The organism is Alphaproteobacteria bacterium (assembly GCA_040216735.1).
GTDB lineage: Bacteria > Pseudomonadota > Alphaproteobacteria > SHVP01 > SHVP01 > CALJDF01.
In genome coordinates, this window is the sequence record JAVJOO010000005.1 from 423,442 (window position 1) to 446,586 (window position 23,145).

22 protein-coding genes are annotated in these 23,145 nt (G+C 60.9%); 11 read left to right on the forward strand and 11 right to left on the reverse strand.

Features of this window, described 5'->3' with window-relative positions:
* Positions 1 to 102: 102 nt before the first annotated feature.
* From RID42_15365 to RID42_15395, 7 genes are all read left to right on the forward strand, one after another.
* Complete coding sequence (locus RID42_15365) at positions 103 to 558, forward strand: (2Fe-2S)-binding protein (GenBank protein ID MEQ8249057.1); 456 nt, start codon at positions 103 to 105, stop codon at positions 556 to 558.
* Between the two features lie 73 nt (positions 559 to 631).
* A complete protein-coding gene (locus RID42_15370) occupies positions 632 to 1,426 on the forward strand; it encodes a xanthine dehydrogenase family protein subunit M (protein ID MEQ8249058.1) in 795 nt (264 codons plus the stop codon).
* Between the two features lie 81 nt (positions 1,427 to 1,507).
* Complete coding sequence (locus RID42_15375) at positions 1,508 to 2,422, forward strand: MoxR family ATPase (GenBank protein MEQ8249059.1); 915 nt, start codon at positions 1,508 to 1,510, stop codon at positions 2,420 to 2,422.
* A 5-nt stretch (positions 2,423 to 2,427) separates the two neighbouring features.
* Entirely contained in the window at positions 2,428 to 3,645 is a 1,218-nt protein-coding gene (locus RID42_15380; GenBank protein ID MEQ8249060.1) for a VWA domain-containing protein, read from the forward strand.
* Positions 3,642 to 3,965: an XdhC family protein gene (locus RID42_15385; GenBank protein MEQ8249061.1), complete on the forward strand. Its 324-nt coding sequence runs from the start codon at positions 3,642 to 3,644 to the stop codon at positions 3,963 to 3,965. The genes RID42_15380 and RID42_15385 overlap by 4 nt, the downstream gene beginning before the upstream one ends.
* A complete protein-coding gene (locus RID42_15390) occupies positions 3,962 to 4,645 on the forward strand; it encodes an XdhC family protein (protein ID MEQ8249062.1) in 684 nt (227 codons plus the stop codon). The genes RID42_15385 and RID42_15390 overlap by 4 nt, the downstream gene beginning before the upstream one ends.
* Position 4,646: 1 nt before the next feature.
* Positions 4,647 to 6,278 carry a molybdopterin-binding/glycosyltransferase family 2 protein gene (locus RID42_15395; GenBank protein MEQ8249063.1) on the forward strand — a complete coding sequence of 544 codons (1,632 nt, stop codon included), beginning with the start codon at positions 4,647 to 4,649 and terminating at the stop codon, positions 6,276 to 6,278.
* Here RID42_15395 and RID42_15400 read toward each other — a convergent pair.
* From RID42_15400 to RID42_15410, 3 genes are all read right to left on the reverse strand, one after another.
* The gene (locus RID42_15400; GenBank protein MEQ8249064.1) at positions 6,275 to 7,399 is read right to left on the reverse strand and encodes a zinc-dependent alcohol dehydrogenase family protein; all 1,125 of its coding nucleotides are present in this window, start codon (positions 7,397 to 7,399) and stop codon (positions 6,275 to 6,277) included. The genes RID42_15395 and RID42_15400 overlap by 4 nt on opposite strands.
* An 86-nt stretch (positions 7,400 to 7,485) precedes the next feature.
* The gene (locus tag RID42_15405; GenBank protein ID MEQ8249065.1) at positions 7,486 to 8,151 is read right to left on the reverse strand and encodes a putative metalloprotease CJM1_0395 family protein; all 666 of its coding nucleotides are present in this window, start codon (positions 8,149 to 8,151) and stop codon (positions 7,486 to 7,488) included.
* A gap of 165 nt (positions 8,152 to 8,316) precedes the next feature.
* Positions 8,317 to 8,949 carry an isochorismatase family protein gene (locus tag RID42_15410; protein MEQ8249066.1) on the reverse strand — a complete coding sequence of 211 codons (633 nt, stop codon included), beginning with the start codon at positions 8,947 to 8,949 and terminating at the stop codon, positions 8,317 to 8,319.
* 184 nt (positions 8,950 to 9,133) lie between these two features.
* Here RID42_15410 and RID42_15415 point away from each other — a divergent pair, with 184 nt between their 5' ends.
* Both RID42_15415 and RID42_15420 read left to right on the forward strand, forming a co-directional pair.
* Positions 9,134 to 10,330: a CoA transferase gene (locus tag RID42_15415; GenBank protein MEQ8249067.1), complete on the forward strand. Its 1,197-nt coding sequence runs from the start codon at positions 9,134 to 9,136 to the stop codon at positions 10,328 to 10,330.
* 9 nt (positions 10,331 to 10,339) lie between these two features.
* Positions 10,340 to 11,272: a hydroxymethylglutaryl-CoA lyase gene (locus RID42_15420; GenBank protein MEQ8249068.1), complete on the forward strand. Its 933-nt coding sequence runs from the start codon at positions 10,340 to 10,342 to the stop codon at positions 11,270 to 11,272.
* 66 nt (positions 11,273 to 11,338) lie between these two features.
* On the opposite strand, the gene RID42_15425 is transcribed toward RID42_15420, so the two are convergent.
* From RID42_15425 to RID42_15460, 8 genes are all read right to left on the reverse strand, one after another.
* The gene (locus RID42_15425) at positions 11,339 to 12,049 is read right to left on the reverse strand and encodes a Sua5/YciO/YrdC/YwlC family protein (protein ID MEQ8249069.1); all 711 of its coding nucleotides are present in this window, start codon (positions 12,047 to 12,049) and stop codon (positions 11,339 to 11,341) included.
* A gap of 30 nt (positions 12,050 to 12,079) precedes the next feature.
* Positions 12,080 to 12,733 (reverse strand): isochorismatase family protein, encoded by a 654-nt coding sequence (locus RID42_15430; GenBank protein ID MEQ8249070.1) that lies wholly within the window; start codon positions 12,731 to 12,733, stop codon positions 12,080 to 12,082.
* A gap of 17 nt (positions 12,734 to 12,750) precedes the next feature.
* Complete coding sequence (locus RID42_15435; GenBank protein MEQ8249071.1) at positions 12,751 to 13,677, reverse strand: isocitrate lyase/PEP mutase family protein; 927 nt, start codon at positions 13,675 to 13,677, stop codon at positions 12,751 to 12,753.
* Positions 13,678 to 13,784: 107 nt separating this feature from the next.
* Positions 13,785 to 15,686 carry a hydantoinase B/oxoprolinase family protein gene (locus RID42_15440; protein ID MEQ8249072.1) on the reverse strand — a complete coding sequence of 634 codons (1,902 nt, stop codon included), beginning with the start codon at positions 15,684 to 15,686 and terminating at the stop codon, positions 13,785 to 13,787.
* Positions 15,687 to 15,700: 14 nt separating this feature from the next.
* Positions 15,701 to 17,881, reverse strand: coding sequence for a hydantoinase/oxoprolinase family protein (locus RID42_15445; protein MEQ8249073.1), 2,181 nt, complete (start codon positions 17,879 to 17,881; stop codon positions 15,701 to 15,703).
* Between the two features lie 213 nt (positions 17,882 to 18,094).
* The gene (locus RID42_15450) at positions 18,095 to 19,009 is read right to left on the reverse strand and encodes an ABC transporter permease (protein ID MEQ8249074.1); all 915 of its coding nucleotides are present in this window, start codon (positions 19,007 to 19,009) and stop codon (positions 18,095 to 18,097) included.
* Positions 19,010 to 19,018: 9 nt separating this feature from the next.
* Positions 19,019 to 19,891: an ABC transporter permease gene (locus RID42_15455; GenBank protein MEQ8249075.1), complete on the reverse strand. Its 873-nt coding sequence runs from the start codon at positions 19,889 to 19,891 to the stop codon at positions 19,019 to 19,021.
* A gap of 249 nt (positions 19,892 to 20,140) precedes the next feature.
* Positions 20,141 to 21,418: an extracellular solute-binding protein gene (locus RID42_15460; GenBank protein MEQ8249076.1), complete on the reverse strand. Its 1,278-nt coding sequence runs from the start codon at positions 21,416 to 21,418 to the stop codon at positions 20,141 to 20,143.
* A gap of 263 nt (positions 21,419 to 21,681) precedes the next feature.
* On the opposite strand from RID42_15460, the gene RID42_15465 reads away from it, so the two are divergent.
* Positions 21,682 to 22,302, forward strand: a complete 621-nt coding sequence (locus RID42_15465) for a hypothetical protein (GenBank protein MEQ8249077.1) — start codon at positions 21,682 to 21,684, stop codon at positions 22,300 to 22,302.
* A gap of 63 nt (positions 22,303 to 22,365) precedes the next feature.
* Positions 22,366 to 23,145: an aspartate/glutamate racemase family protein gene (locus RID42_15470; GenBank protein MEQ8249078.1), complete on the forward strand. Its 780-nt coding sequence runs from the start codon at positions 22,366 to 22,368 to the stop codon at positions 23,143 to 23,145.

Here is a 23,145-nt window from a genome sequence, read left to right on the forward strand (position 1 = left end):
GTTGCCGGTATCCGGCCAACGCGAATTTTGCCGGTTTCCGGCCAATGTCAACAACCCCTGGCTCGCAGGCGCGGGACCGGGGATTTCCTTGGGAGGTCGCCTGTGGGCAAAGTTTCAATGACCGTCAACGGCAAGGCCGTCAGCGCCGATGTCGAGCCCCGGACACTCCTGGTGGAGTATTTGCGCGAGCATTTGCGCCTAACCGGCACGCATGTCGGTTGCGACACCACGCAGTGCGGCGCCTGCACCGTTCACGTCAACGGCCAGGCAATGAAATCGTGCACCATGCTGGCAGTCCAGGCTGAGGGCGCCGACGTCACGACGATCGAAGGGTTGGCCAAGGACGGCAAACTCCATCCGATGCAGGCCTCGTTCAAGGAACACCACGGATTGCAGTGCGGGTTTTGCACCCCGGGCATGGTGATGGCCGGGATCGATATCCGCCGCCGCCACCCGAAGGCGGACGAGAAGACCGTTCGCCACGAGCTTGAGGGCAACATCTGTCGGTGCACCGGCTACCACAACATCGTCAAAGCGATCATGAACGCGGAAGTGTAGTCCGTTGACCGCCAGCGCCATGCGCCGCGATTACGACACGAGCACACAAAGCTAGCAGCCTAGGAGACGGGCGATGTATCAATTCGAATACCACAAGGCCTCAAGCGTCGACGATGCCCTCAAGAAACTCGGCGGCGCCGAAGACGGTAAGATCCTCGCTGGCGGTATGACGTTGTTGCCGACGATGAAGCAACGCTTGGCCGCACCGAGCGACTTGATCGATCTGGCCGGAATCGCCGATCTCAAAGGGATCAAGGTGGACGGCAAGACCGTGACGATCGGCGCTATGACCACCCATTGGGAGGTTCATTCCTCCAAAGAAGTTCAAAAAGCCATCCCGGCTCTGAGCGACCTTGCCGGCCTGATTGGCGATCCTATGGTGCGCCATCGCGGCACAATCGGCGGGTCGCTCGCCAACAGCGATCCTTCGGCGGACTATCCGGCCGCGGTGATGGGCTTGGGTGCGACGATCAAGACCAATAAGCGCGAGATCGCGGCAGACGACTACTTCAAGGGACTGTTCGAAACCGCGCTCGAAGACGGCGAGTTGATCGTCGCGGTTTCGTTCCCGATCCCCAAGCGGGCGGCCTATCAGAAGTTCCCGCAACCGGCGTCACGTTACGCCATGGTTGGCGTGATGGTCGCTGAAACGCCCTCGGGCATCCGGGTCGGCGTCACCGGCGCGGGCCCCTGCGCGTTCCGCGTTCCCGAGATGGAGAAGGCGTTGACGGCGAAGTTCTCCGCCGACTCGGTTGCCGGAATCACCATCCCGTCGGACGGCTTGAACGCCGATCTCCACGGCAGTGCCGATTACCGCGCCCACCTCGTGACGGTGATGGCGAAACGGGCTGCCGCCACCATCGCCTGACCGGCGGTTCTGAAGCCGAGGCGGGCTTGTCTCCTTGTTGGGACCGCCCTGCCCTCTTACCCTCTGCCGATGGTACCGCCCATGCGTGAATTGCCGGCGTCAATCGACGCAACGCTCAAGCTACTCGAAGAAGGCGACTACGTTGCAGATCGGGCCCTCGCGACGACGCTGTTCCTCAGTCTGAAACTTGGCCGCCCACTGTTCCTGGAGGGCGACGCCGGTGTCGGCAAGACCGAAATCGCTAACGTATTGTCACGTACCCTGGGCCGCCGCCTGGTGCGCCTACAATGCTACGAAGGGCTCGACGTCGCCTCGGCGGTATACGAGTGGAATTACCCAGCCCAGATGATCGAGATTCGCCTGGCCGAAGCCGAGGGCATCAGCGATCGCAAACAGCTAGCGACCGATATTTTTTCCGAGCGGTTCCTGATCAAGCGCCCACTCCTCCAGGCATTGGAGCCCGATGTGTCTGGACCGCCGGTGCTACTGATCGACGAACTCGACCGAACCGACGAACCGTTCGAGGCCTACTTGCTCGAACTGCTCGCCGATTTCCAGGTCACGATTCCGGAATTCGAGACGATCAAGGCGGCCCACGCGCCGATCGTCATCATCACGTCGAACCGGACCCGCGAGGTGCACGATGCGCTAAAGCGGCGGTGCTATTACCACTGGATCGGATATCCCGACGCCGTCCGCGAACTGTCAATCCTGTCGCGCAAGGTTCCGGGCGCCGGCGAGCGCCTCAGCCGTGAGGTTGTCGCCTTCGTCCAGTCGCTCCGCGAGCAAGACCTATTCAAGCTCCCCGGTGTCGCTGAAACAATCGACTGGGCGTCGGCGTTGGTGCAACTCGACAAACTTGCGCTCGATCCCCAGACCGTCAACGACACGCTGGGCGTCCTGCTGAAATACCAGGACGATATCGCCAAGATCCAAGGGAGCGAGGCCGCCAAGCTCCTCGAACAGGTCAACGCGGAACGTACCGCGGCGCGCTGATCGCGATGGCTGAACCCGGCCGGCTCCCCGACAACATCATGCACTTTGCCCGCGTTCTGCGGGCCACCGGCCTGCCAGTAGGACCGGGACGCGTCATTGAAGCAGTCCGCGCGGTCGAAGCCGCCGGGATCGCCAGCCGCGAAGATTTGTACTGGGCGCTCCACGCGGTCTTCGTCAACCGCCAGGACCAGCGCGAACTTTTCGACCAAGCCTTCCATATATTCTGGCGTAATCCGCGCATCTTGGAGCGCGCGATGGCGATGCTGCTGCCGACCTTCGGCGCCGAGAACGAAGCGCCGCCGCCAGCAAAGGAGGCAAACCGCCGCCTCGCGGATGCGCTCTTTCCCAACGAGAACCAGGCCCAGGCCGAACAAGCTGACGAGGAAGAGACGTTGTTCGACGCGGCATTCACGTTCTCGGCCAAGGAAGAACTGAAGACGCGAGATTTCGAGTCGATGTCGGCGGAGGAAATCGATCAAGCCAAGAAGGCCATTGCCGCGATGCGGCTGCCGATCGTCGATGTGAAGACCCGCCGGTTTCGCGCCGACCTACGCGGTCGCCGAATCGACATGCGGGCGACGATACGCGCGAGTTTACGCTCGGGCGGCGCGATCATTCCGCTGCGCCGACGCAGCCCAATCGAACGGCACCCACCGTTGGTCGTACTATGCGACATTTCGGGCTCGATGAGCCGCTATTCGCGGATGTTCCTTCATTTCATGCACGCCGTAACCAACGACCGCGACCGTGTCGCTACCTTTGTATTCGGGACGCGACTCAGCAATGTTACGCGCTACCTGCGCAAGAAGGATGTCGATATCGCCTTGGCGGAAGTCAGCGAAGGGGTCGAGGACTGGTCGGGCGGCACCCGGATCAGCGGCTGTCTGCGCGATTTCAATACCCATTGGTCGCGCCGGGTGCTGGGCCAGGGCGCGCTGGTACTGTTGATTACCGACGGTTTGGACCGGGAAGGCACGGAACATCTTGGTTTTGAGATGGAGCGGCTGCACAAATCTTGCCGCCGTCTATTGTGGCTCAACCCGCTGCTCCGCTACGACAAATACGAGGCCAAGGCGGCCGGGGCGCGCCAAATCCTGCCGCATGTTGACGAATTCCGTTCGATTCACAATCTAGAGAGTATTGCGGATCTGACCGACTCGCTGAGCCGGTCCTGGCCGCGTAGTGTCGAAGCAACCGCCTCTACCTGGGGAGCCGTCGCATGACCGCCGATTCGGACGATGTTTTGGCCCAAGCCGCCGCCTGGCGCGACGCCGGCAAAGGGGTGGCCCTGGCAACCGTCGTGACGACCTGGGGCTCTTCGCCCCGTCCTGTCGGATCGCAATTAGCCGTCGACGATACCGGCGCCATGGTCGGTTCAGTCTCGGGCGGCTGCATCGAGGGCGCCGTGGTCGAACAGGCGTTGGCGGCAATCAAGGACGGCGACACCCGGTTGCTCGACTTCGGGGTGACCAATGAGCAGGCCTGGGAAGTCGGCTTGGCCTGCGGCGGCAAAGTGCAGGTTTTTGTCGAACCGGTCGCATGAAGGACGCAACCCTCAAACAAGTGCTCGCCGACCGGGCCGCGAAACGCGCCGTCGTACTGGCCACCGACCTTGCGACCGGCGACGAGCGGTTGATCTATCCAGGCGCGGCGGACGACGATCCGTTGAAGCAAGAAGTGCAAGACGCGGCGCGGCGCGATCGCAGCGGCGTGGTCGAAGCCGGCGGCGCCCAGATCTTTCTCAACGTCTATAATCCGCCGCTACGTCTGATTATCGTCGGCGCAGTGCATATCGCCCAGCCGTTGGCACGGATGGCCGCGATGACAGGCTACGATGTCACCGTGATCGATCCCCGCGCGGCATTTGCCAGCGCCGAGCGTTTTCCGGGGGTCACCGTGATGACCGATTGGCCGGACGACGCGATGACAACCCTCGCCCCAGACCCCCGCACCGCGATCGTCACGCTGACCCATGACCCCAAGATCGACGATCCGGCGCTGGAGGTGGCGCTCCGCTCCAACGCCTTCTACATCGGCGCGCTGGGCAGCAAAAAGACCCACAACGCCCGGCTTTACCGTCTGGGCAAAGCCGGATTCGGCGATAACGACATAGCACGGATCTGCGGGCCGGTCGGTCTCGCGATCGGCGCCAAATCGCCGGCTGAAATCGCGGTGGCCATTCTGGCCCAAATCACCGAACGCTTGCGCCAATCGCCGGCCTAGGATGATCTTCGGCCCAACCCCGGTCGCCGACGCCGAGGATTGCATCCTGGCCCATAGCGTGCGCGTGGCAGGAACGGTTTTCAAGAAAGGGCGCCGGCTAAGCGCCGTGGATACCGTCGCGCTGGCGGAAGCCGGCATCGTCAGCGTCCTTGCCGCGCGGTTCGAAGCGGACGACGTACCCGAGGATGCTGCCGCCGCGGCGGTCGCCGAGGCGGCAGGGGGCGCACATACCAAGACCAGCGCGGCGTTTACTGGTCGGTGCAACCTCTACGCCGAGGGTGCCGGCGTGGTCTTGATCGACCGGGAGCGTATCGACCGGCTCAATCAGGTCGACGAGGCCATCACCATTGCGACGCTGCCGCCGTTCGACCTCGTGACAGCGGGCCAGTTGCTGGCGACCATCAAGATCATCCCCTTCGCTGCCGCGCGCGCCGCCGTGGACGAATGTATCGCTATCGCGCGCAGCGAAACGCCACCGGTGCGGGTTGCGCCGATCCGCCCTCACAGCGTCGGACTGGTAATGACCGTACTGCCCGGCACCAAAGAGAGCGTGCTGGACAAGACGGCGGGTGTCTTGCGCGACCGATTGGACCAGCTGGGCAGTACCTTGGTCGCCGAACAACGTTGCGACCACGACGAAGGCGCACTTGCGGGCGCGGTGAAGGCACTGCTGGATCGCGGTTGTGCGCCGATCCTGGTGTACGGGGCCTCGGCGATTGTCGACCGGCGCGACGTCGTTCCGGCAGGCATCGTGGCAGCCGGCGGGGCGATCGACCATTTCGGGATGCCGGTCGATCCAGGCAACCTGATCCTTACCGCCCATGTCGGCGACATCCCCGTGATTGGCCTGCCCGGCTGCGCGCGCTCGCCCAAACTGAATGGCGTCGATTGGGTGTTATGGCGCCTCCTGGCGGGCGTACCGGTGGATTCGGGTGCGATCCAGGCGATGGGCGTGGGCGGATTGCTCAAGGAAATCCCGTCGCGGCCCCAATTGCGCGAACCGAGCGCCGGCGACGGCGCGCCGCGCGTCCCGCGCATCACCGCGGTGGTGTTGGCTGCCGGTCAATCGCGGCGCATGGGCGCGGCCAACAAACTGCTGGAAGCTGTGCACGGCGAGGCGATGGTGCGCCGGGTCGTCGCCCACGCCCAGGCGAGCCAGGCCGCCGACGTGGTCGTGGTGCTGGGTCATCAGGGCGAGCGCGTTCGCGCGGCCCTTGCCGATACCGGCGTCTCCTTTACCGACAGCCCGCACTTTGCCGACGGGTTAAGCGCGTCGCTCAAAGCGGGGATCGCGGCGGTACCGAGCGCATCGGACGGAGCCGTCGTGCTGCTCGGCGATATGCCGGGGGTGACGGCGGATCATATCGACCGGCTGATCGCCGGGTTCAATCCGGTGGAGGGGCGCGGTATTTGCGTTCCGACGACTCGCGGAAAACGCGGCAATCCCGTTCTCTGGGGCCGCGCCTTTTTTGACGAGATCGCAAGCCTTTCAGGCGATGTCGGCGCGCGCCACCTGATCGGCACGCACCAGGACGCTGTGTGCGAGGTGGCTCTGGAGGACGATGCAATTTTCGTCGACGTCGATACACCTGCGGCGTTGCAGGCCTACCGCGACCGAACCGAAAACGCTTAAGGGACCACGACCGTGCGGACGGTTTCGCCCTCGGCCAGCCGTTCGAACGCCTCGTTAATGTCATCGAGCGGGACCGAACCGGTCATCAACCTATCTACAGGAAGTTGTCCGGCGCGGTAGAGCTGCACGAAGTTCGGGATATCGCGCACAGGGACGCAACTGCCAAGATAACTGCCGCGCAGCGTGCGCTCTTCGGCCACGAGTTGCACCGGGGGAACGGTGAGGCGTTGATCCGGATGGGGCAAGCCCGCCGAGACGGTCTCGCCGCCGCGCGCGGTGATGTTCCACGCGAGTTCGAGCGCCTTGGCGGACCCGGCCATTTCGAACGCGTAGTCAACACCGCCGCCGGTCGCTTCCTTGACCGCCGCCACGCAGTTTGCATCCCCGGCATTGAAAGCATCGGTCGCGCCGAGCTGGCGGGCAAACGCGAGCTTGTCCTCGCGCATGTCGATCGCGACGATCTGGCGCGCACCGGCGAGCCGCGCGCCCAGGAGCGCATTGAGCCCGACACCGCCTAGGCCGATGACGGCCACGGTCGAACCGGGGTGAACCTTCGAGGTGTTGACCACCGCGCCGACGCCGGTGATGACCGCACATCCGAACAGCGCCGCGATATCGTAAGGAATGTCCTTCTCGATCTTGACGAAGGAGTATTGCGAGACCACGGCATGGTCGGCGAAGGCCGAGACCCCGAGGTGATGGTTGACCGGCGCGCCGTTGAGATGGAGACGGCGGGCCCCGGACATCAGGGTACCCTGCCCGTTCGCGGCTGCCGCAGGTTCGCACAGGGCCGGACGACCCGACGCACAGGGCCGGCAATGACCGCAACTGGGAACGAAAACGAAGACGACATGATCGCCTGGTTCCACCGCCGTCACGCCGTGCCCGATCTCGATCACTTCGCCGGCGGCCTCGTGGCCGAGCGCCATCGGCATCGGGCGCGGCCGGTTACCGTCGATCACTGAAAGGTCGGAATGGCACAGACCGGCTGCATGGATCTTGACCAAGACCTCGCCGTCGCCCGGCGGATCGAGGTCGAGGGATTCAATCTTTAACGGCTTGGAGGTGCCGTAGGGGCGCGGTAGCCCCATTTCATGCAAAACGGCGGCGCGTATCTTCATCTTGGCTCTCCCTCAAACGAGGCAGAGGTATGCCATGCGGGAAAAACCAGGGCAACGTCTGGAGGTGCGGCAGACGACACTACGGATTAGGGTTCGAGCAAACCAAGCGCACCGCGGTAGGCCGCAACGGCCTGCTCGGGTAGGCGCGGACCGGTTTGATCGAGTGGATCGCTCGGTGGGTCGGTGCGGAACACGGTGGCGGACTCGGCAGCTTTTTCTTTGGCGAGTTCGGCCTGGGCTTCGCGCATTTGCGCGTCGGCGCGCGCGGCAATCGCGCGATCCTGGCCGGACGGTTCGGCCGGCGCCGTTGCCGCCGCCTTAACCACCCGCATTTTTTCGATCGTGGCGGCGGGGTCGCCCAGGATGGGGCTGATGTCGATCGGGGTCGACCCACCAATGGCATATTGCTTTCCATCGGGGCCGGTTTCGTACTCATAGGTCGGCATACCTGCGTGTTGACCGCCGGCGCGAGCATGGGCCTGTTCGTGGCGCCGCACCTCCGCGTCGCGCTCTTTAAGCTCGCGTACCTCGGCCTTTTCCGGTTCGGTAAGGGTCTGTCCGGGGAGACCGCCGCCCTCCTGCGCACCTGCCGACAGTTCGACAATCGTGGCGGGCCCCCGGGCCGACGGCTCGGCGGCCTGTGCATCGGCGACCGCGCCGGCCTGGGGCGACTCGAACGCGCCGCCACCGCCCGGCCGAGGCAGAATGCCTTGGGCGAAGTTCGCGAAAAGAGAAACGCCGATACTCGGCATGATCGAACAACCACGGACCAACGGAAAACGATCCGGCGATCATAGGAATACAGCGATCAGATTCGAAAAAAAGTTATGGTTAACAATGCGTTAACCATGGGTCGCCGCAGCCTGCGGTAGCCACGTCACAGCGATGTGAAGGCCGCCCGGAGGAGCCAAGCGGACTTACGCGTTCTTTTTGCGCACGTCCTCGAAATAGGCCTCAACCTCGCCCCGGCTGACGACGTCGGCATAGCGCCGGCCGACATCGCGCAGGTTGTCGTTATGGGGGCGCTCATCGGCATCGCCGACGCAGGTTTCCGGGACCATGGTGCGATAGCCGTGCGAGAAGCTGTCGATCACGCTGGCCCGCACGCAGCCACTAGTCGTGCAGCCGGTGACGATGACCGTATCGACGTTATGTTTGGTCAGGAACGTCGTCAGCGGGGTTTTGAAGAAAATCGACGGCGCGGACTTGGGGAAGACATAGTCGTACTTTGCGTCCAAGACCTTTTCGTCGATGTCCATGCTCGGGTGGTCGAGGAAAAACCCGTCGCGCACAGCGCCGATCTTCCAATACGGCATGTCCTGTTGCGACCAATAGCCGGTGAAGCAGCTCGCAATCGGAACGCCGCAGCGACGCGCGACATCGAGAAGGGCACTGGTTTCATCGCGGGCGTCATGGATGTGTTTGAAGCCGCCGATCGGATATTGCGGGTCGGTAAAAGCCTTTTGGAAATCGACGACAACGACAGCTGGACGCACGCCGAAACCGATCGAATATTCACCGTAACTCGCACCTTGATAGGCATCCGCCATCGCTTCGCTCCCCTGTTGATTGACCACGATTGGGGCTTACCCTAGGGCCCGCCCAGGACCCGCGCAAGGCGCTGAAAACGCCTATTCCTCATAGGGTTAGGCACGTGGGGCAGCTTGCAAAGGGACTCTTGAATGTTAGGATACCCGCGCCAATATCCGACGCTTAACGGGAGAATACGGACTGATGAAAGCCCTTGAGGACGTGGTCCTGCTCGACCTGACCCACATGCTGTCCGGCCCCTACGGCGCCATGCTGTTGACCGATCTCGGGGCGCAGACGATCAAGGTCGAGCCGCCGGGCCGCGGCGAAGGCACCCGCGCATTGCAGGCCAAGGATCCCAAAAACTCGTTGAATGGGATGGGGTCTTATTTCCTGACGCTGAACCGGGGCAAAAAGAGTGTTTGTATCGACCTAAAGTCCGACGCTGGCCGCGAGGTGTTCTACGAGTTGGTCAAGAAGGCGGACGTCGTCATCAGCAACTTTTCAGCGGGCGTCCCGGAACGCCTAAAGATTGATTACGCCAGCCTATCGAAGGTCAATCCGCGGATCATTACCTGCTGCGTGACCGGGTTTGGCGAAACCGGCCCCGCCAACAAGCGGCCGGCCTTCGACATGGTGGCCCAGGCGACTGGTGGAGGCATGTCGATCACCGGCGATCCGAGCACCGGACCGCTGCGGGCCGGAATCCCCATCGGCGATCTCGGCGGCGGGCTGTTCGGCTCGATCGGCATTTTGGCGGCGCTACACGAACGCCAACGGACAGGGCGCGGCCAGCACGTCGATATTTCGATGCTCGATGCCCAAATATCGATGCTGAACTATATGGCGACGATGTATTTCCTGTCAGACGAAAACCCCTATGGGATCGGCAATTCCCATTTCGTCCATGTGCCCTACGACGTCTTCCGGACCACGACCCTACCGGTTGTCCTCGCCATCATCACGGACAACTTCTTCGAGGCCCTGGCAGAGATGCTGGATGACGACATGCTGCGGCAAGCCGAATACAAGACCCAGCCAGCGCGTTTACGCGACCAAAAGAAGATCAACGCCAGGGTCCAGGAACATTTCGAAAAGCAACCGGCCGAACATTGGCTGCCCTTGCTTGAAGCCGCGCGCATTCCCCATGCGCCGGTAAACGACTTTGCCCATGCCTTGTCCGACGCCCAGGTTCTGTCGCGCGATATGGTGGTGGAAATTCCCCATGTCGACGGCGGCAGTTTCCGCGCGCCAGGCAACCCGGTCAAACTGAGCGATCACCAGGACACCTGGGAATCACCGCCGAAACTGGGGCAACACACCGATCAGGTCTTGCATGATATGCTGGGCAAAAGCGCCGCCGAGATTGCCAAATTGCGCGCCGACGGAACCATAGAATAGAGGTCGATCATGGGCGACAAAGTCACCATCAACGAAGTAGGTCTGCGCGACGGTTTGCAGATCCAACCGAAATACGTACCGACAGAGGGCAAGTTGGAGCTGTGTCAGGCTCTGATCGATGCCGGCGTGAACGCTTTCGAAGCTACGTCATTCGTGTCGCCCAAAGCGGTCCCACAAATGGCCGATTCGGCCGAGCTCTATCCGCAATTGCCGCATCAGGACACGGTCCATTATTCGGGACTGCTGTTCAACGAAAAGGGCTATGAACGAGCCGTCGGCGCCGGGGTCAAGGTCATCGCTGTAGCCCTCGCATCGACCGAAAAAATGAACATGGCCAATATCCGCATGACGTTGGACGAGGCGACAACAAACCTTGGCGCGCTGATCCGCCGCGCCAAGAAAGACGGCCTCGGCGCCCGCGCTTATGTTTCCACCGCATTGGGGTGTCCGTTCGAAGGCCATGTGCCGCTTAAAGTTGTAATGGACCTGGCCGCCAAGATGGCCGAGGCGGGTGCCGACAAGATTGCCATCGCCGACACCATTGGCTCAAGCAACCCGCAATTGACCAAGACGGTTATCTCGGCCGTGGCAAAGGAATTCGGCGCCGATAAGATCGTCGCCCACTTCCACGACACCCGGGCAATGGGGTTGGCCAATGCTTGGGTCGCACTGGAAGAAGGTGTGCGCGAGTTCGACACGTCCATCGGCGGACTGGGCGGATGTCCCTTCGCCCCTGGGGCCGCGGGAAACTTGGCGACCGAGGACTTGGTCTTCATGTTGAACGAGAGCGGCTATGACACCGGTATCGACGTTGCCGGGCTGCGCCGCGCCGTCACGATCGCCGAACGACTGACGGGACAAAAGCTGGGCGGTCGGATTACCCAGTGGTGGCTGTCGCAGGAACGCAAGCGCGCGGCGGAGGCGGCTCAGGCGGCGGAATAAGCCTACAGAACTCCGGAACAAAAAAAAGGGCCGCAAACGCGGCCCTTTTTCGTGGAGATGTCGGCCCTACTTCTTGGCCATGCCGATCTTTTTGAGATCGACGTTGAACTTGAGGAAAATCTCGCACAACTGGTCGTAACATACCCCGACCCGAATGGTTGTGAAGTCGCCGAAATCGATGATCGTCGAGGAGCGCCCTTCGGGATTGGCGTATTTGGACCGTCCGCCATCAATTACGATATCGCCGGCCGCAAGCACGGGCGCATCCACTTCGTCGACCTCGTACTTGGAACCGGTGAGCGAGGTATTGGCCGACGAGCCCAGGATCGGCATCCCGCGTTCTAGCGACTGCCGGGTCATTTCGTTGTGGAAAACGCCGGCATTCAACAGCATGTCGAGCGTGCCGACCTTGGTCGAGTTCTTGAGTACGAAGGGGGCGACGTTTTTGAACATCGGATGGTCAGCCCGGAACGGTGCGACCGTCGAAAACGGAAGATTATTATCGAAGATCACGGCCTTGATAATATCGTGCTTCCAAGGCTCGATGATCTGGATTTCCTTCAACAGATCGTAGTTCGAGAACATGCCGGACGGCTTTTCGAAGGATCGATCCTTGGCCGAGAAGATGGTCTTGATCGAAGCTTCGGAGTTGCCGACGATCGCATAGGCCACATCGAGTGGAATGATGGCAACGCCACCATTCGCGATTACATCCACGACTTGTTTGGATTGTGCGACGACATCGCCCTGCTTGAGACGAATCTGCTTGTCGGCCATGCTTCCTACGCTCCGTGGTCTGAAGAAGGATTATTCGGCTGCTTGGGTTTGGTTGCCGATACGGGTCAGATAGTCGAGGGTTTCCTGTTCGCTGACGACATCAGCATATTTCGCGTTCATGTCGAACAGGTTGGCTTCGTGGGGCCGCTCGTCGCGGTCGCCGCACGCTTCGCGTACGACGATCGGGCGAAATCCATAGGATACAGTGTCGATACACGTGGCCCGGATGCATCCGCTCGTGGTTAGGCCGGTCAAAATCAACGTGTCGATCCCCGCCGCGGTAAGGGTGGAGGAGAGCGAGGTGCCAAAGAAGGCGCTGGGATACTGTTTTGAGATGACCAGCTCATCCTCGGCGGGCTCCAGACCCTTTGGCCACGCGCCCATCGGACCGCCCTGTTCCATGATGTGGAGGGTGGGCACCTTTTTGATGAACATCCCGCCGTTGATTCCGCCTTTGGAGAAGACGACGTTGGTGTAGATCACCGGCACGCGAGAACGTCTGGCCGCATCGCGTAGCCGTATCCCCGAAGCCAGCGCCTCGTCGACACCGGCATAGAGCGGCGAGGACTTGTCGAAATAGGCTTCGACATAGTCGATCAAGATAAGTGCCGGTCGTGCGCCAAAGCCCAGGCGCTTGTTGTAACCCGCCCCGGCATAGTCGTTGTTCAGGTCCTGTTCGACCATGGTCATCCCTCCCCGGTTCAGCCGGCCTTTGCCTGGCGGCGCAGGTTGGCCGCCGGATCGTCATCCTTCATTACGTCGATGCCCCACTTTTCCTCGAACGCCCACACGTCGGGAAAGCCCATCAGCGTGTGCATTTCAAGACCCGGCATCAAAGGTACGCTGAGGTTCTCGGTCGAGCCTTGAGTCTTCAGCGTTTCGTATACAACCTTGACCGAGTGTGCCGCCGCGGCGAATGCCGCGCCTGGATAAATCGCGAAGGCGTAGCCCAATTCGCGCAAAGTGTCGGCGGCAACCACCGGAGTCAGACCAACGTCCGAAATATTGATCATCAACGGCTGGTCGAATCGCTTCGCGATGATTTCCATCTCCTCGAGAGAGGTGGGGGCTTCGATGAACAGAACGTCTGCGCCGGCCTCGGCATAGGCTTCGGCACGGCGACAAGCACTATCGAGTCCTTCGTTGGCACGGCTATCGGTCCGGGCGATCACCATAAAATCGGAGTCGCTCTTGGCGTCGACAGCGACCTTGATCCGCATGACCATGTCGTGTGTCGAGACCAATTGTTTGCCGGGCGTGTGGCCGCACTTTTTCGGGTCGGCCTGGTCTTCGATATGCAACGCGCACGCACCAGCGGTTTCGTAGCCGCGAACGGTCTGGGCGATATTCAAAAGTCCGCCGTAGCCCGTGTCGGCATCCGCGATCAACGGGGTGACGGTACCACCGGCGATGTGCCCGACGCGGGTGACCATGTCGCGGTAGCTGGCCAACCCGGCGTCAGCGAGGCCTAGGTATGAGGCGACCGCGCCGTAACCGGTCATGTAGTTCGCTGTGAACCCCATGCTGTCGGCAATACGCGCCGAAATCATGTCGTACACGCCGGGAGCGACGAAGAAATCCTTGGCGCGGATTCGTGCGGCAAGGGCCTTACGTTTTTGTGCGGACATCGGATCCCCTCCCGGCGCCCCTGAGGGTCGCCCGATAGACGCGTGGCGCCACTAAGGGCGCCACGCATTCATTCGAACCGGGACACGTCCCGGCAGGCAACCGTCGACTACTCGGCGGCTTCGCGCAACTTCTGCGCCGCAACTTGGTGCCATTTCTGGAACACCGGCGCTTCAGGCGGATCGAAGCTGGTCTCAGCTTTGCAACGCGCCTTCAGTTCTTCGATCGTGCCGCCGAAGTCGAACAGCTTGATCTCGCCGCGCTCTTTGGAGAGCTTGGCGCGCAAGGCTTCGGTTGCACCGACGTCGACCGAAAGATCGTCCTTCAGAACCACGCCATAGCGCTTGGCACCCTTAACGGAGACCAGACCACGCTCGACGTCCTTGGCAACGCGCTCGGCCGGACGCTTGAATGGGTCGCCCCAGCCGCCGCCACCCCAGGTGTTGAAGTAGAGGATATCGCCCTCTTCAACCTTGATGTGGTCCATCTTGGACGGCATCAGTTCTTCGGAACCGTCGGCGCGAACCAGCAATTTTGTGCTACGACCGCCCGGAAGGCCGCCGTTGACGCCCCACGGATAGGTGAGCCAGCGATCGTCATGGATCGAGATCTCGCCCGGCTCCAGGAAGCGGTAGCCGGTTGAAATGCCGTTGCCGCCCCGGTGCAGGCCCGGTCCGCCCGAGTCCGTGATCGATTCGTAGACGTCGATCCGAAGCGGGAAATAGCTTTCCAGGAACTCACAGGGAACGTTGGTGAACGAGGGCCACAGGGAGTGCCCATCGGGACCATCGCCGACCGGACGGCCAGGAATGCCACCAAAGCCGATCTGGTAGAGCTGGTACCACTCGCCGTTCTTGTCGTAGCCCGAATACATGAAGTGAGGGCTATCGGAGAAGCCAGCCGCGTTGAGTGCGTCCGGATTCCCTTGACCGAGCAAGCCGCCCATGATGTCGAAAATACGACCGAGCATGTGCGTACGGCAGGAAAGCGCCGCCGGCTTCATCGGCTTGAGGATCGTTCCGGCAGGGATCGTCACATCTACGAGGTCGTAGAACCCATCGTTGAAGAGGATCTGCGGATCGAAGATGTTGATGGTGAACGCACCGAGGAACATCTTGAACATTTCCTCGTTGAGATAGAAGTTGATCGAACTCTTCGATTGCGGATCAGTTCCGGTAAAGTCGAAGTAGGCAACGTCGCCCTTACGCACAACGCTACAGGCGATCTTGTACGGCCCGGTACCGATGCCGTCGTCGCAAATGTAGTCTTCGAAGTAGGCCTTCTTCTCGGGAATGACCATCTTAATGATGGCGCCCATGGCCCGTTTGTTGCGATCGAGCATCTGCTCCATGGCTTCGATGTAGATATCGACACCAAAGCGCTCGGCGATTTCGATGCAACGGCGTTCTGCGGTGCGCAGCGCAGCGATGAGGGCGTTGAAGTCGGCCCGATTCCAGTGCGGCAGGCGGCAGTTGTGCAAGATGAGATCGAGCACTTCCTTGTTAAGCTTGCCTTTGCGGTAGATCTTCGTCGGGGGGATCATGATCCCTTCTTCGTAGATCTGGTTCGCGTCGACCGGGAGGCTGCCCGGTACCTTGCCGCCGATATCGGTCATGTGACCGAACATCGCCGCCCAGGAGATCACCCGGTGTTCGTGGTAGATCGGCATCAGCACGAGCCAGTCGGGAAGATGGCTGATCGCGCCACGGCATTCGTAGGGGTCATTGGTCAGGAAGATGTCGCCTTCCTCGATGTCCCCGTTGTAGCCATTGATGAAACCGTAGATGAACGAACCGAACTGGCCGACAACCATTTTGCCGTCGTTGTTCGCGATCATCGGGAATTCATCGTGCTGTTCACGAATGCCCGGCGACATTGCCGTGCGGAACAGCACCGCGTCCATTTCCCAACGGGCGTTCTTCAGCGCGTTTTCGATCAGGTCGAGCGTGACGAGGTCGACTTTGACCTTCTTAAACGGCTTCTTGTTTCCTTGGATGATATTCGCAGTCATTTTCGCTCTCCCTGCTATCTCTTCTTCGCTTTGGCGGATTTGGCTTTTTTGGCGACGGGTTTTGCCTTTTTAACGGGGCGCTTGGTCGCCGCGGCGCTTTTCTTGGCGCTGGGGCGTGCCGCCGTCTTACCCGCCGACTTGCCAGCCGGGCGAATTAGAATGTTGCCGTAATTGTCGACAGTCCCTTCGTGATCCGGAAGGATCAACGTGGTCGAGTCCATTTCTTCGACGATGGCAGGACCCGAAATCTTGTGGCCGGACTTGAGTTTCGATCGATCGTAGATCTTGGCTTTGCGGTTCTTACCTTCGAAGTAGATGGTCGTAGTCTGGGTAACCGCCTCAGCGGCGTCACCGCGGCCGCGCCCAATCTTCTCGGCCTTAACCTTCGTAGCCTTGCCCTGCTGAATGGCGCGCAGGTTGACCAGTTCGTGGTCGTGCTCGAGGGCGAAGGTGAACATCTGTTCGTGGATCTTGTCGAACTCCTTCTCGATCCCGGCCAACCCGGTCTTGGGGAAGGATTTCGGATCGGAAGAGATGGTCAGAACCAAGCCTTGGCCGTGGTAACGGACGTCGATTTCGTAGCTCGTCGTCTGCTCGGCCCGGGGCACGCCCTCGGCATCGAGTTCCGTTGCGGCGAGTTCGGCAAGCTCCTTGAGGATGCCGCCGACTTCCTTGTCGCTGGTTTCCGGGAAGGTCCGGATGAACGACCGCGAGGACTCGTCGCGAATACGGGTTGTCGCATCGCCGTAGGCGCACAACACGCCCGGACCCGGCGGAATGATCACCGGCCACGACCCCATCAACTTGCCGAGTGCGTTGCCGTGAAGCGGACCGGCGCCACCGAACGCGATCAGGGCGAAATCGCGGGGATCGAAGCCCTGCTCGACCGAAACGAGACGCAACGCACCGAACATGTTTTCGTTAACGATGTTGTAGACACCCTCGGCCGCATCGAGGACCGACAGGTCCATGATCTTGGCAACTTTTTCGAGGGACTTGGCGGCTAGTTCCGGCTTCATCGCCATGTCGCCGCCGAGCTTGGCATTACCGGGGAGATAGCCCAGCGCGACGTTGGCGTCGGTCACGGTCGGCTCTTCGCCGCCCTTGCCGTAAGCAGCCGGACCCGGGGTCGCACCCGCCGATTGCGGGCCGACACGGAGCGCTCGAGTGAGTTCGGGCGAGTAGGCGATCGAACCGCCACCGGCGCCGACGGTCCGTACGTCGATCGACGAGGCGCGCACCGTAACGTCGGCGACGCGGGTTTCACGGCGTTTCTGCGCCGTTCCATTCTGCACCAGCGCCACGTCGGTGGAGGTACCGCCCATGTCGAAGGTCAGCAGATCCTTGAAGCCAGCCTGTCCGGCAATCCAGACCGCGCCGGCGACGCCGCCGGCAGGACCGCTCATCAGCAAGTTGACCGGTGTGTTCTCGGCCGCCTCGACCGAGGCCAAGCCGCCGTCCGAGCGCAACACGTGTAGCTGCACGTCCTTCATGCGCCGGGTCAGTTCGGTATGCAGGTTGCGGACATACTTGGATACGACCGGGCGGACGTAGGAGTTAACGACCGTCGTCTCCGTCCGCTCGTATTCCTGCATCTCGGGCACGACTTCCGAAGAGATCGAGATGGGGATGTCCGGGAAAACTTTCTGGGCGACCTTGCGTGCTTTAAGTTCGTGCTCGCCGTTCGAGAAGGAGTTGATGAAGCAAATCGTCAGCGCTTCGATCTTCTGCTTCTTCTTGAGGTCGCGTAGCTTGCTCTCAAGATCCGCTTCGTTGAGCTTGCGAACGACATCGCCGCGGGCGCCGACACGCTCGTCGGCTTCGATTGTGCACTCCAGCGGAGCGAGCGGGTCGGTCTTGTTGAAGATAACCCAACCGCCGAGGCCGCCCGGAACGTAGGAGCGCGCGATTTGGAGGACCTGGCCGTAGCCTTTGGTCGTGATCAAGCCGACGCGCGCCCCGGCGTTCGTTAGAACGGTGTTGGTCGCGACGGTCGTGCCATGCATCACATGGGTGATTTGCTCGGGATTGATGCCCGCCTTTTTGCAAACCCGCTCGATACCGTTGAGCACGCCTTTCGAGGAATCCTCGGGCGTCGACGGTACTTTCGCGGTATGCGTCGATCCGTCCTTCTCGTTAATTAGAAGCAGGTCTGTGAAGGTTCCCCCCACATCGACCCCGAGGCGATAAGACATCGAATTCTCTCCCTAGGTTATTGAGGACGGCGCTGCGCCGCCCAGCTCATGCATGTCGGCAGACGGCCCGCCGACAGGTTTCTTGATTTAGCCGAACTATCGTTTTGTTCCCCTGCCCTGTCAACCGGCAGAGGCCTTACCCAGCCTCGAAATTCGCCGAGTTTCTCGACGATTCAAGCGACCAACCGCGGTGACGTCCGCTACCGTTTCGCACTACTCGGCGGCTTGGGCGGCGCCGCCCGGATTCTTGGGGTAATTCTCGCTCTCGCTGACCCGACCGCCTGTGAGGAGACCGCGCCGTTTGTCGAGGAAATAGAGGCTGAGGAACGTACCGGTGATGATCAACAGCGAGAAAATGGTCGTCATGGTCCCCACCGCATAGAGCGACGGTCGCGCGGCCGTACCGCGTACGGTGACCATCTCGACCGGCAACGTATTACCCGTCCCGGTTACGAGCGAACTGCGGGAGAACTCGTCGTAGGAAAGGGTAAACCCGAAGAGCGCGACTGCGAGGATACCCGGCGCAACGATCGGAATAATCACATAGCGCAGACGCTGCCACCGCGTAGCACCCTGGTCCTGCGCGGCCTCCTCGATGGAATAGTCGAGCCGGCTGAAGATCGCGAACATGATCAACACACCGAACGGGAGCGTCCATGTCAGGTGGGCGCCGAGGCCGCCGGACCACCACTGCGACTGCAGGCCAAGGCTGGTAAAGCCGATACCAAGGCCGAAGCTGATGAGGAACGGCGGTGCGATGAGGCTGACGATCACGAGATAGAATACGATTGACGACCCCTTGAACCCGCGACGAAACGCCAAGCCCGCAAGGAAGGACACCAGGGTCGTGATGACCATCACGATCAGCGCCAAGACGATCGACCGCACGAACGGCAGTCGGAAATCGCCGGCGTAGGCCGGATCGAACACGTCGCGGAACCAAATCAACGACCCCTCGCGGATCGGAAACATCAGGCTGCCCTGGGGGCCCTGAAACGAGAGGATGCCGATCACGATGATCGGGCCGTAAAGGAATACCAGAAACGCAAAGAAGATGACGGTCCGGATGTAGTAGCCGCGCGAATGACCTTCGCCAACGGCTTTTACGGCTGTTCCCTCTGCGCTCATAATCCGTCCCTAGAGCTGTTTGCGGATATCGACGAGGCGCATGATGCCACCGACGAAAAGTAAAAGAATGACCAGAAGAATGATCCCGCTAGCAGCCGAATAGGGGTGGCGCGACTGGGCATATTGGTTAAAGACCGCCGTCGCCAACGTCCCCGACGTTCCGCCCGAGAGAATGCGCACGGCGACGAAATCCGATGCGGTGAGCGCAACGATGAAGATCGTTCCGATCGCGATACCGGGCCGCGACAACGGAATGATGATGTACAGCAGAATTTGCCAGCCCTTAGCGCCCTGGTCTTTAGCTGCCTCGATCAAACGAAGATCGATTCGCGCCATTACGTTGAACAGCGGTGCCACCATGAACAGGGTAAGCACATGAACGTAGGACAGGATGACCGCGAAGTCGGAAAAGAGAAGAAACTGGAGCGGCTCGTCTGTAATCCCGAGACCGATCAGAGATCCGTTAATCAACCCTTCTTTACCGAGGAACGGCACCCAGGCGATCATCCGCACGACACCCGATGTCCAAAACGGCACCACGGCCAGCAGGAACAGAAAGATCTTGATGCGGAGTTGGATGACGTCGAAGACGAGGTAGTAAGTGAGGATAAAGCCTAGGACCAGCGTGATGGCCCAAGTTATCGCCGTTGTACGGATCGTGTCGGCAAGCGCACTCCACGTCGCGCTATCGAACGACAGCGTCCGCACGTAGTTCTCAATGACAAAAACGCCGACTTGGGTCGAAAAAGGCCCGAACTTGTAAAGGCTGTAGAGCAAGATCACGAACATCGGCGCGATCAAGAAGGTCAGCAGGATCAGCACCAGCGGCGATATCTGCAGGTATGCGCTATAGCGCTGCAAGACAGTCTGTTCCGTCTCCATACATCCCGCCAATAGTCTTGGTGAACATTCCGGACGGAAAGTCCGGTCGAAGCCGGGCAAGATGTAGCCAAACCGTCCCGCAACCGCAACCCTAATGTCGCGACAACGAATGAGCGGTTTTCCGGCTTACAACTGGCACGATCGATACGGCGTTCGCGAGGCCTGCCACACAAGCCCCTATGTGGCAGGCCGTGCGGACAAAAAAAGGGGCGCCGAAGCGCCCCTTTAGTTCTGGAAGACCCAGCCCTATTAACCGGACTGGAACTTGTTCCATTCGTCGACGAGGTAACCGAATTCGTCGAACTCGGAGTTCCACACCGCGATATTGCCCATGCGGTCCTGGTAGGAACCGCCGTCGCGCACCGTACCCGGCTTTTCGAGTTCGTTGCCGAACGGATCCTTGATGACGCCCTGGGCGGGCTTGCCGTCGTACCAGAAGCCCCACTCGTCGGCGGTCATGAACTTCTTGGTGTTTTCGAGCGTCGGCATGTAGTAGCCCTGACGACCGAAGAACGCACCAGACCAACCGGACGACAGCCAGTTGAAGAACTCGTATGCCGCATCGAGCTTGATGCCGCTGAGCTGCTTCGGCAACACGTAGCCGATCGTCCAACCGCGATAGCCTTCCTTGAGATCGCCATAAACGCAGGGCACGCCCTGGGACTTGGTGACCGTAACGGCCGGCGACCACATCGACTGAATCACCGTCTCGCCCGAGACCATCAGCGTTACGGATTCGCTGAACGTGGTCCAGAACGCACGCACATGACCCTTTTTCTTGAGGTCGGTGAGGATCACGAACGTCTTGTCGATTTCCTCTTTCGTCATGTTGCCTTTGTTCTTGTACTTGAGCAGTCCCGCGCCTTCGATGGCCAGCGCGATGTCCATCATCGCGATGTCCGGGAAGCTTTGCAGGGCAACCTTGCCGCGCCACTCGTCGCTGATCAGCTCGGCCCAGCTTTCCAGCTTGCGGCCGGTCAGGTCGGGGCGATAGCCCAAGGTGTCGGCGTTGTGAACGCTCGGCAAACCGAAGAGCCAATCGGACTCGCCCGGCTTAACGAAGCTCTTGCCGTCCTTAGTGTACATGACAGTGGTCGGGTTCTGGCCGTCGCCAAACGGCGAATCCGGCGTCAAACGACCCGTGCGATACAGATCGTTGATCTTGTCCCAGTTCTTCAACCGCTTGGTGTCGATCGGTTGAATGTTACCGACCGGCGAAAGCCGACGGAACGTGTTGAATGTGGGCTCTGCGATATCGAACGACCCGGGCTGGGTGATGATGCGGTTGGTGATCGCATCGAAGTCGAGCGCGGTGATTTCGATCTTGAAGCCAAGATCTTCACTCGCTTGCTTCGCCCATGGTTCGACGTGGGTCACGGCCGAACCGATCGACCGCAACGTTACGTCTTTCAGATTTTGCGCCCAGATCGTCGGGAAGCCGCTAACGGCACCCGAGCCGACCGCGACGCCAGCGGCGGCCGCTGTGCCCTTGAGCACTGTACGGCGGCTGATGTTTCGCTTGCTCATGCTTAAATAACCTCACCTGTTTCGTGGTCCTCGAGGAGCGCTGCGCGACCACTGGTACCGTGAACCGCACAGGCAGCGATGCCGGAGAACGTTACGGGGCACCACATAAGCCTATTTATAGCACTCTTTTACCCGACAGCCACAGGCCGGAATCGCCTGGATTGCGTGGCGCAACTTCTGGTGAAGTGGTGGGGATTATCGCACCTTGCAGGGAACAACCGACCGCCCCAGACTGTTTGCGACAAGGCCAAAAGGGAGAAACCATGAAGCTGTGGGTATCCGCCACCATATTTCTGCTGCTGGGTCTGGTCACTACGGGGCCGTCTACAGCCCGCGCCGATACTGGGGCAGTTGAGCCCACCGTCCCCAGCCCCATGGATGTAGCCGGGTGGCGGGGAATTTCCTGGGGCATTCCGATCAGCCGCGCCCAAGCGGTCCTCGGGGGGCAAACGCTCGATCGCCAAGAAGCGATCGAAGTCGGTGGGTGTTACTTCACCCGCGCGCTGCCCCTGCACTTGGACGACGAGGAATGGCAGGCCTGGCTGTGCGAGGACCGGGAAAGCGGCGCGATAATCGGCGTGAGTTTGGAAAAAGGCTTCCAGGGCCTTTTCTTCGACGATACACGCAAGACAGACCTATTCGAGGCGTTTCTCGACGAGTTCACCGCGCAGTATGGGCCAGCACACTTGTTCTGGGAGCAATGCCACAACGCGCGCTGGAACGCGACGGTTCAGTATAAATGGTTCTTTCCGACCACCACCGTGTCGCTGCTGTTACGCGACGCACCCGACCAGTGGGTGTCGGTTCGGTTCGAACAGCCTACCGACCTGCCGGACTTCGGTCCGGGCGTCTGCGTCAAACAACCGGTCGATCTGCGCGGATAGCCCCCACCCTGTTGTGGGTATCCGCAAGAGCAGGCAATCTCTCCCTCTTCAAGGGAGGATTTCATGGCAGCGAAAAAAAGAGTCGTCGTTTTGGTTCCGTTTGCGTTCGATGAGAACGGGTTGTCGAAACGGCGCGCGCAACAGAACTCCGTGGTTCTCGGCCCGGATATCGAATTCGACTACCGACCTGTGAAGGCCGGCCCAGCACTCTACGACAGCTATCATGACGGCGTGCTGGCCGACATGTCGATGTTCGAAGCGGGCCTAACCGCACAAGAAGACGGCTACGACGCCGTCTGTATCGATACCATGAGCGATTCCGGTCAGAACGGCCTACGGAGCGTGCTCGACATACCCGTGATCTCGCCGGGCAAAGCGTCGTATCTGATGTGCCTCTTGCTCGGAACAAATTTCGGCGTACTGACCCAATGGGATCCGTGGAAGGCGCTCTACAAAAAAACGGTGCGGGAATACGGTTTGGACCATCTGTGCGCCGGCATCCGCTCACCCAACATCATGCCCGATCCGGAAAACCTGCTGGGTGGCAAGGAAGAGGACGTGTTTCCGAAACTCCTCGAGGCCGGGATGAAACTGGTCGAGGAAGACGGCGCCGAAGCGATTTGCCTTGGCTCGACGACGATGCACGAATCGCACGCCTACCTCGCCGAACACCTGCCGGTGCCGGTCATCAATCCGGGTCCCCTCACCTACAAGCTCGCCGAAGCGTTACTGGGCTTGAACTTGACCCATAGCCGCAAGGCATACCCGCGTCCGACGGTTACAAAGTACAACCTGGCGCACGCCATGATGGACGGGGGCGCAGGCTACAAGGGCGACGACTAG

What these genes read in the sequence shown, in the direction of transcription:
- RID42_15440 (MEQ8249072.1), bottom strand. Translation starts at nt 15,686, where the DNA reads ATGACTGCGAATATCATCCAAGGAAACAAGAAGCCGTTTAAGAAGGTC.
- RID42_15420 (MEQ8249068.1), top strand. Translation starts at nt 10,340, where the DNA reads ATGGGCGACAAAGTCACCATCAACGAAGTAGGTCTGCGCGACGGTTTG.
- RID42_15405 (MEQ8249065.1), bottom strand. Translation starts at nt 8,151, where the DNA reads ATGCCGAGTATCGGCGTTTCTCTTTTCGCGAACTTCGCCCAAGGCATT.
- RID42_15430 (MEQ8249070.1), bottom strand. Translation starts at nt 12,733, where the DNA reads ATGGTCGAACAGGACCTGAACAACGACTATGCCGGGGCGGGTTACAAC.
- RID42_15370 (MEQ8249058.1), top strand. Translation starts at nt 632, where the DNA reads ATGTATCAATTCGAATACCACAAGGCCTCAAGCGTCGACGATGCCCTC.
- RID42_15410 (MEQ8249066.1), bottom strand. Translation starts at nt 8,949, where the DNA reads ATGGCGGATGCCTATCAAGGTGCGAGTTACGGTGAATATTCGATCGGT.
- RID42_15395 (MEQ8249063.1), top strand. Translation starts at nt 4,647, where the DNA reads ATGATCTTCGGCCCAACCCCGGTCGCCGACGCCGAGGATTGCATCCTG.
- RID42_15375 (MEQ8249059.1), top strand. Translation starts at nt 1,508, where the DNA reads ATGCGTGAATTGCCGGCGTCAATCGACGCAACGCTCAAGCTACTCGAA.
- RID42_15425 (MEQ8249069.1), bottom strand. Translation starts at nt 12,049, where the DNA reads ATGGCCGACAAGCAGATTCGTCTCAAGCAGGGCGATGTCGTCGCACAA.
- RID42_15435 (MEQ8249071.1), bottom strand. Translation starts at nt 13,677, where the DNA reads ATGTCCGCACAAAAACGTAAGGCCCTTGCCGCACGAATCCGCGCCAAG.
- RID42_15380 (MEQ8249060.1), top strand. Translation starts at nt 2,428, where the DNA reads ATGGCTGAACCCGGCCGGCTCCCCGACAACATCATGCACTTTGCCCGC.
- RID42_15400 (MEQ8249064.1), bottom strand. Translation starts at nt 7,399, where the DNA reads ATGAAGATACGCGCCGCCGTTTTGCATGAAATGGGGCTACCGCGCCCC.
- RID42_15455 (MEQ8249075.1), bottom strand. Translation starts at nt 19,891, where the DNA reads ATGGAGACGGAACAGACTGTCTTGCAGCGCTATAGCGCATACCTGCAG.
- RID42_15470 (MEQ8249078.1), top strand. Translation starts at nt 22,366, where the DNA reads ATGGCAGCGAAAAAAAGAGTCGTCGTTTTGGTTCCGTTTGCGTTCGAT.
- RID42_15390 (MEQ8249062.1), top strand. Translation starts at nt 3,962, where the DNA reads ATGAAGGACGCAACCCTCAAACAAGTGCTCGCCGACCGGGCCGCGAAA.
- RID42_15450 (MEQ8249074.1), bottom strand. Translation starts at nt 19,009, where the DNA reads ATGAGCGCAGAGGGAACAGCCGTAAAAGCCGTTGGCGAAGGTCATTCG.
- RID42_15415 (MEQ8249067.1), top strand. Translation starts at nt 9,134, where the DNA reads ATGAAAGCCCTTGAGGACGTGGTCCTGCTCGACCTGACCCACATGCTG.
- RID42_15465 (MEQ8249077.1), top strand. Translation starts at nt 21,682, where the DNA reads ATGAAGCTGTGGGTATCCGCCACCATATTTCTGCTGCTGGGTCTGGTC.
- RID42_15385 (MEQ8249061.1), top strand. Translation starts at nt 3,642, where the DNA reads ATGACCGCCGATTCGGACGATGTTTTGGCCCAAGCCGCCGCCTGGCGC.
- RID42_15460 (MEQ8249076.1), bottom strand. Translation starts at nt 21,418, where the DNA reads ATGAGCAAGCGAAACATCAGCCGCCGTACAGTGCTCAAGGGCACAGCG.
- RID42_15445 (MEQ8249073.1), bottom strand. Translation starts at nt 17,881, where the DNA reads ATGTCTTATCGCCTCGGGGTCGATGTGGGGGGAACCTTCACAGACCTG.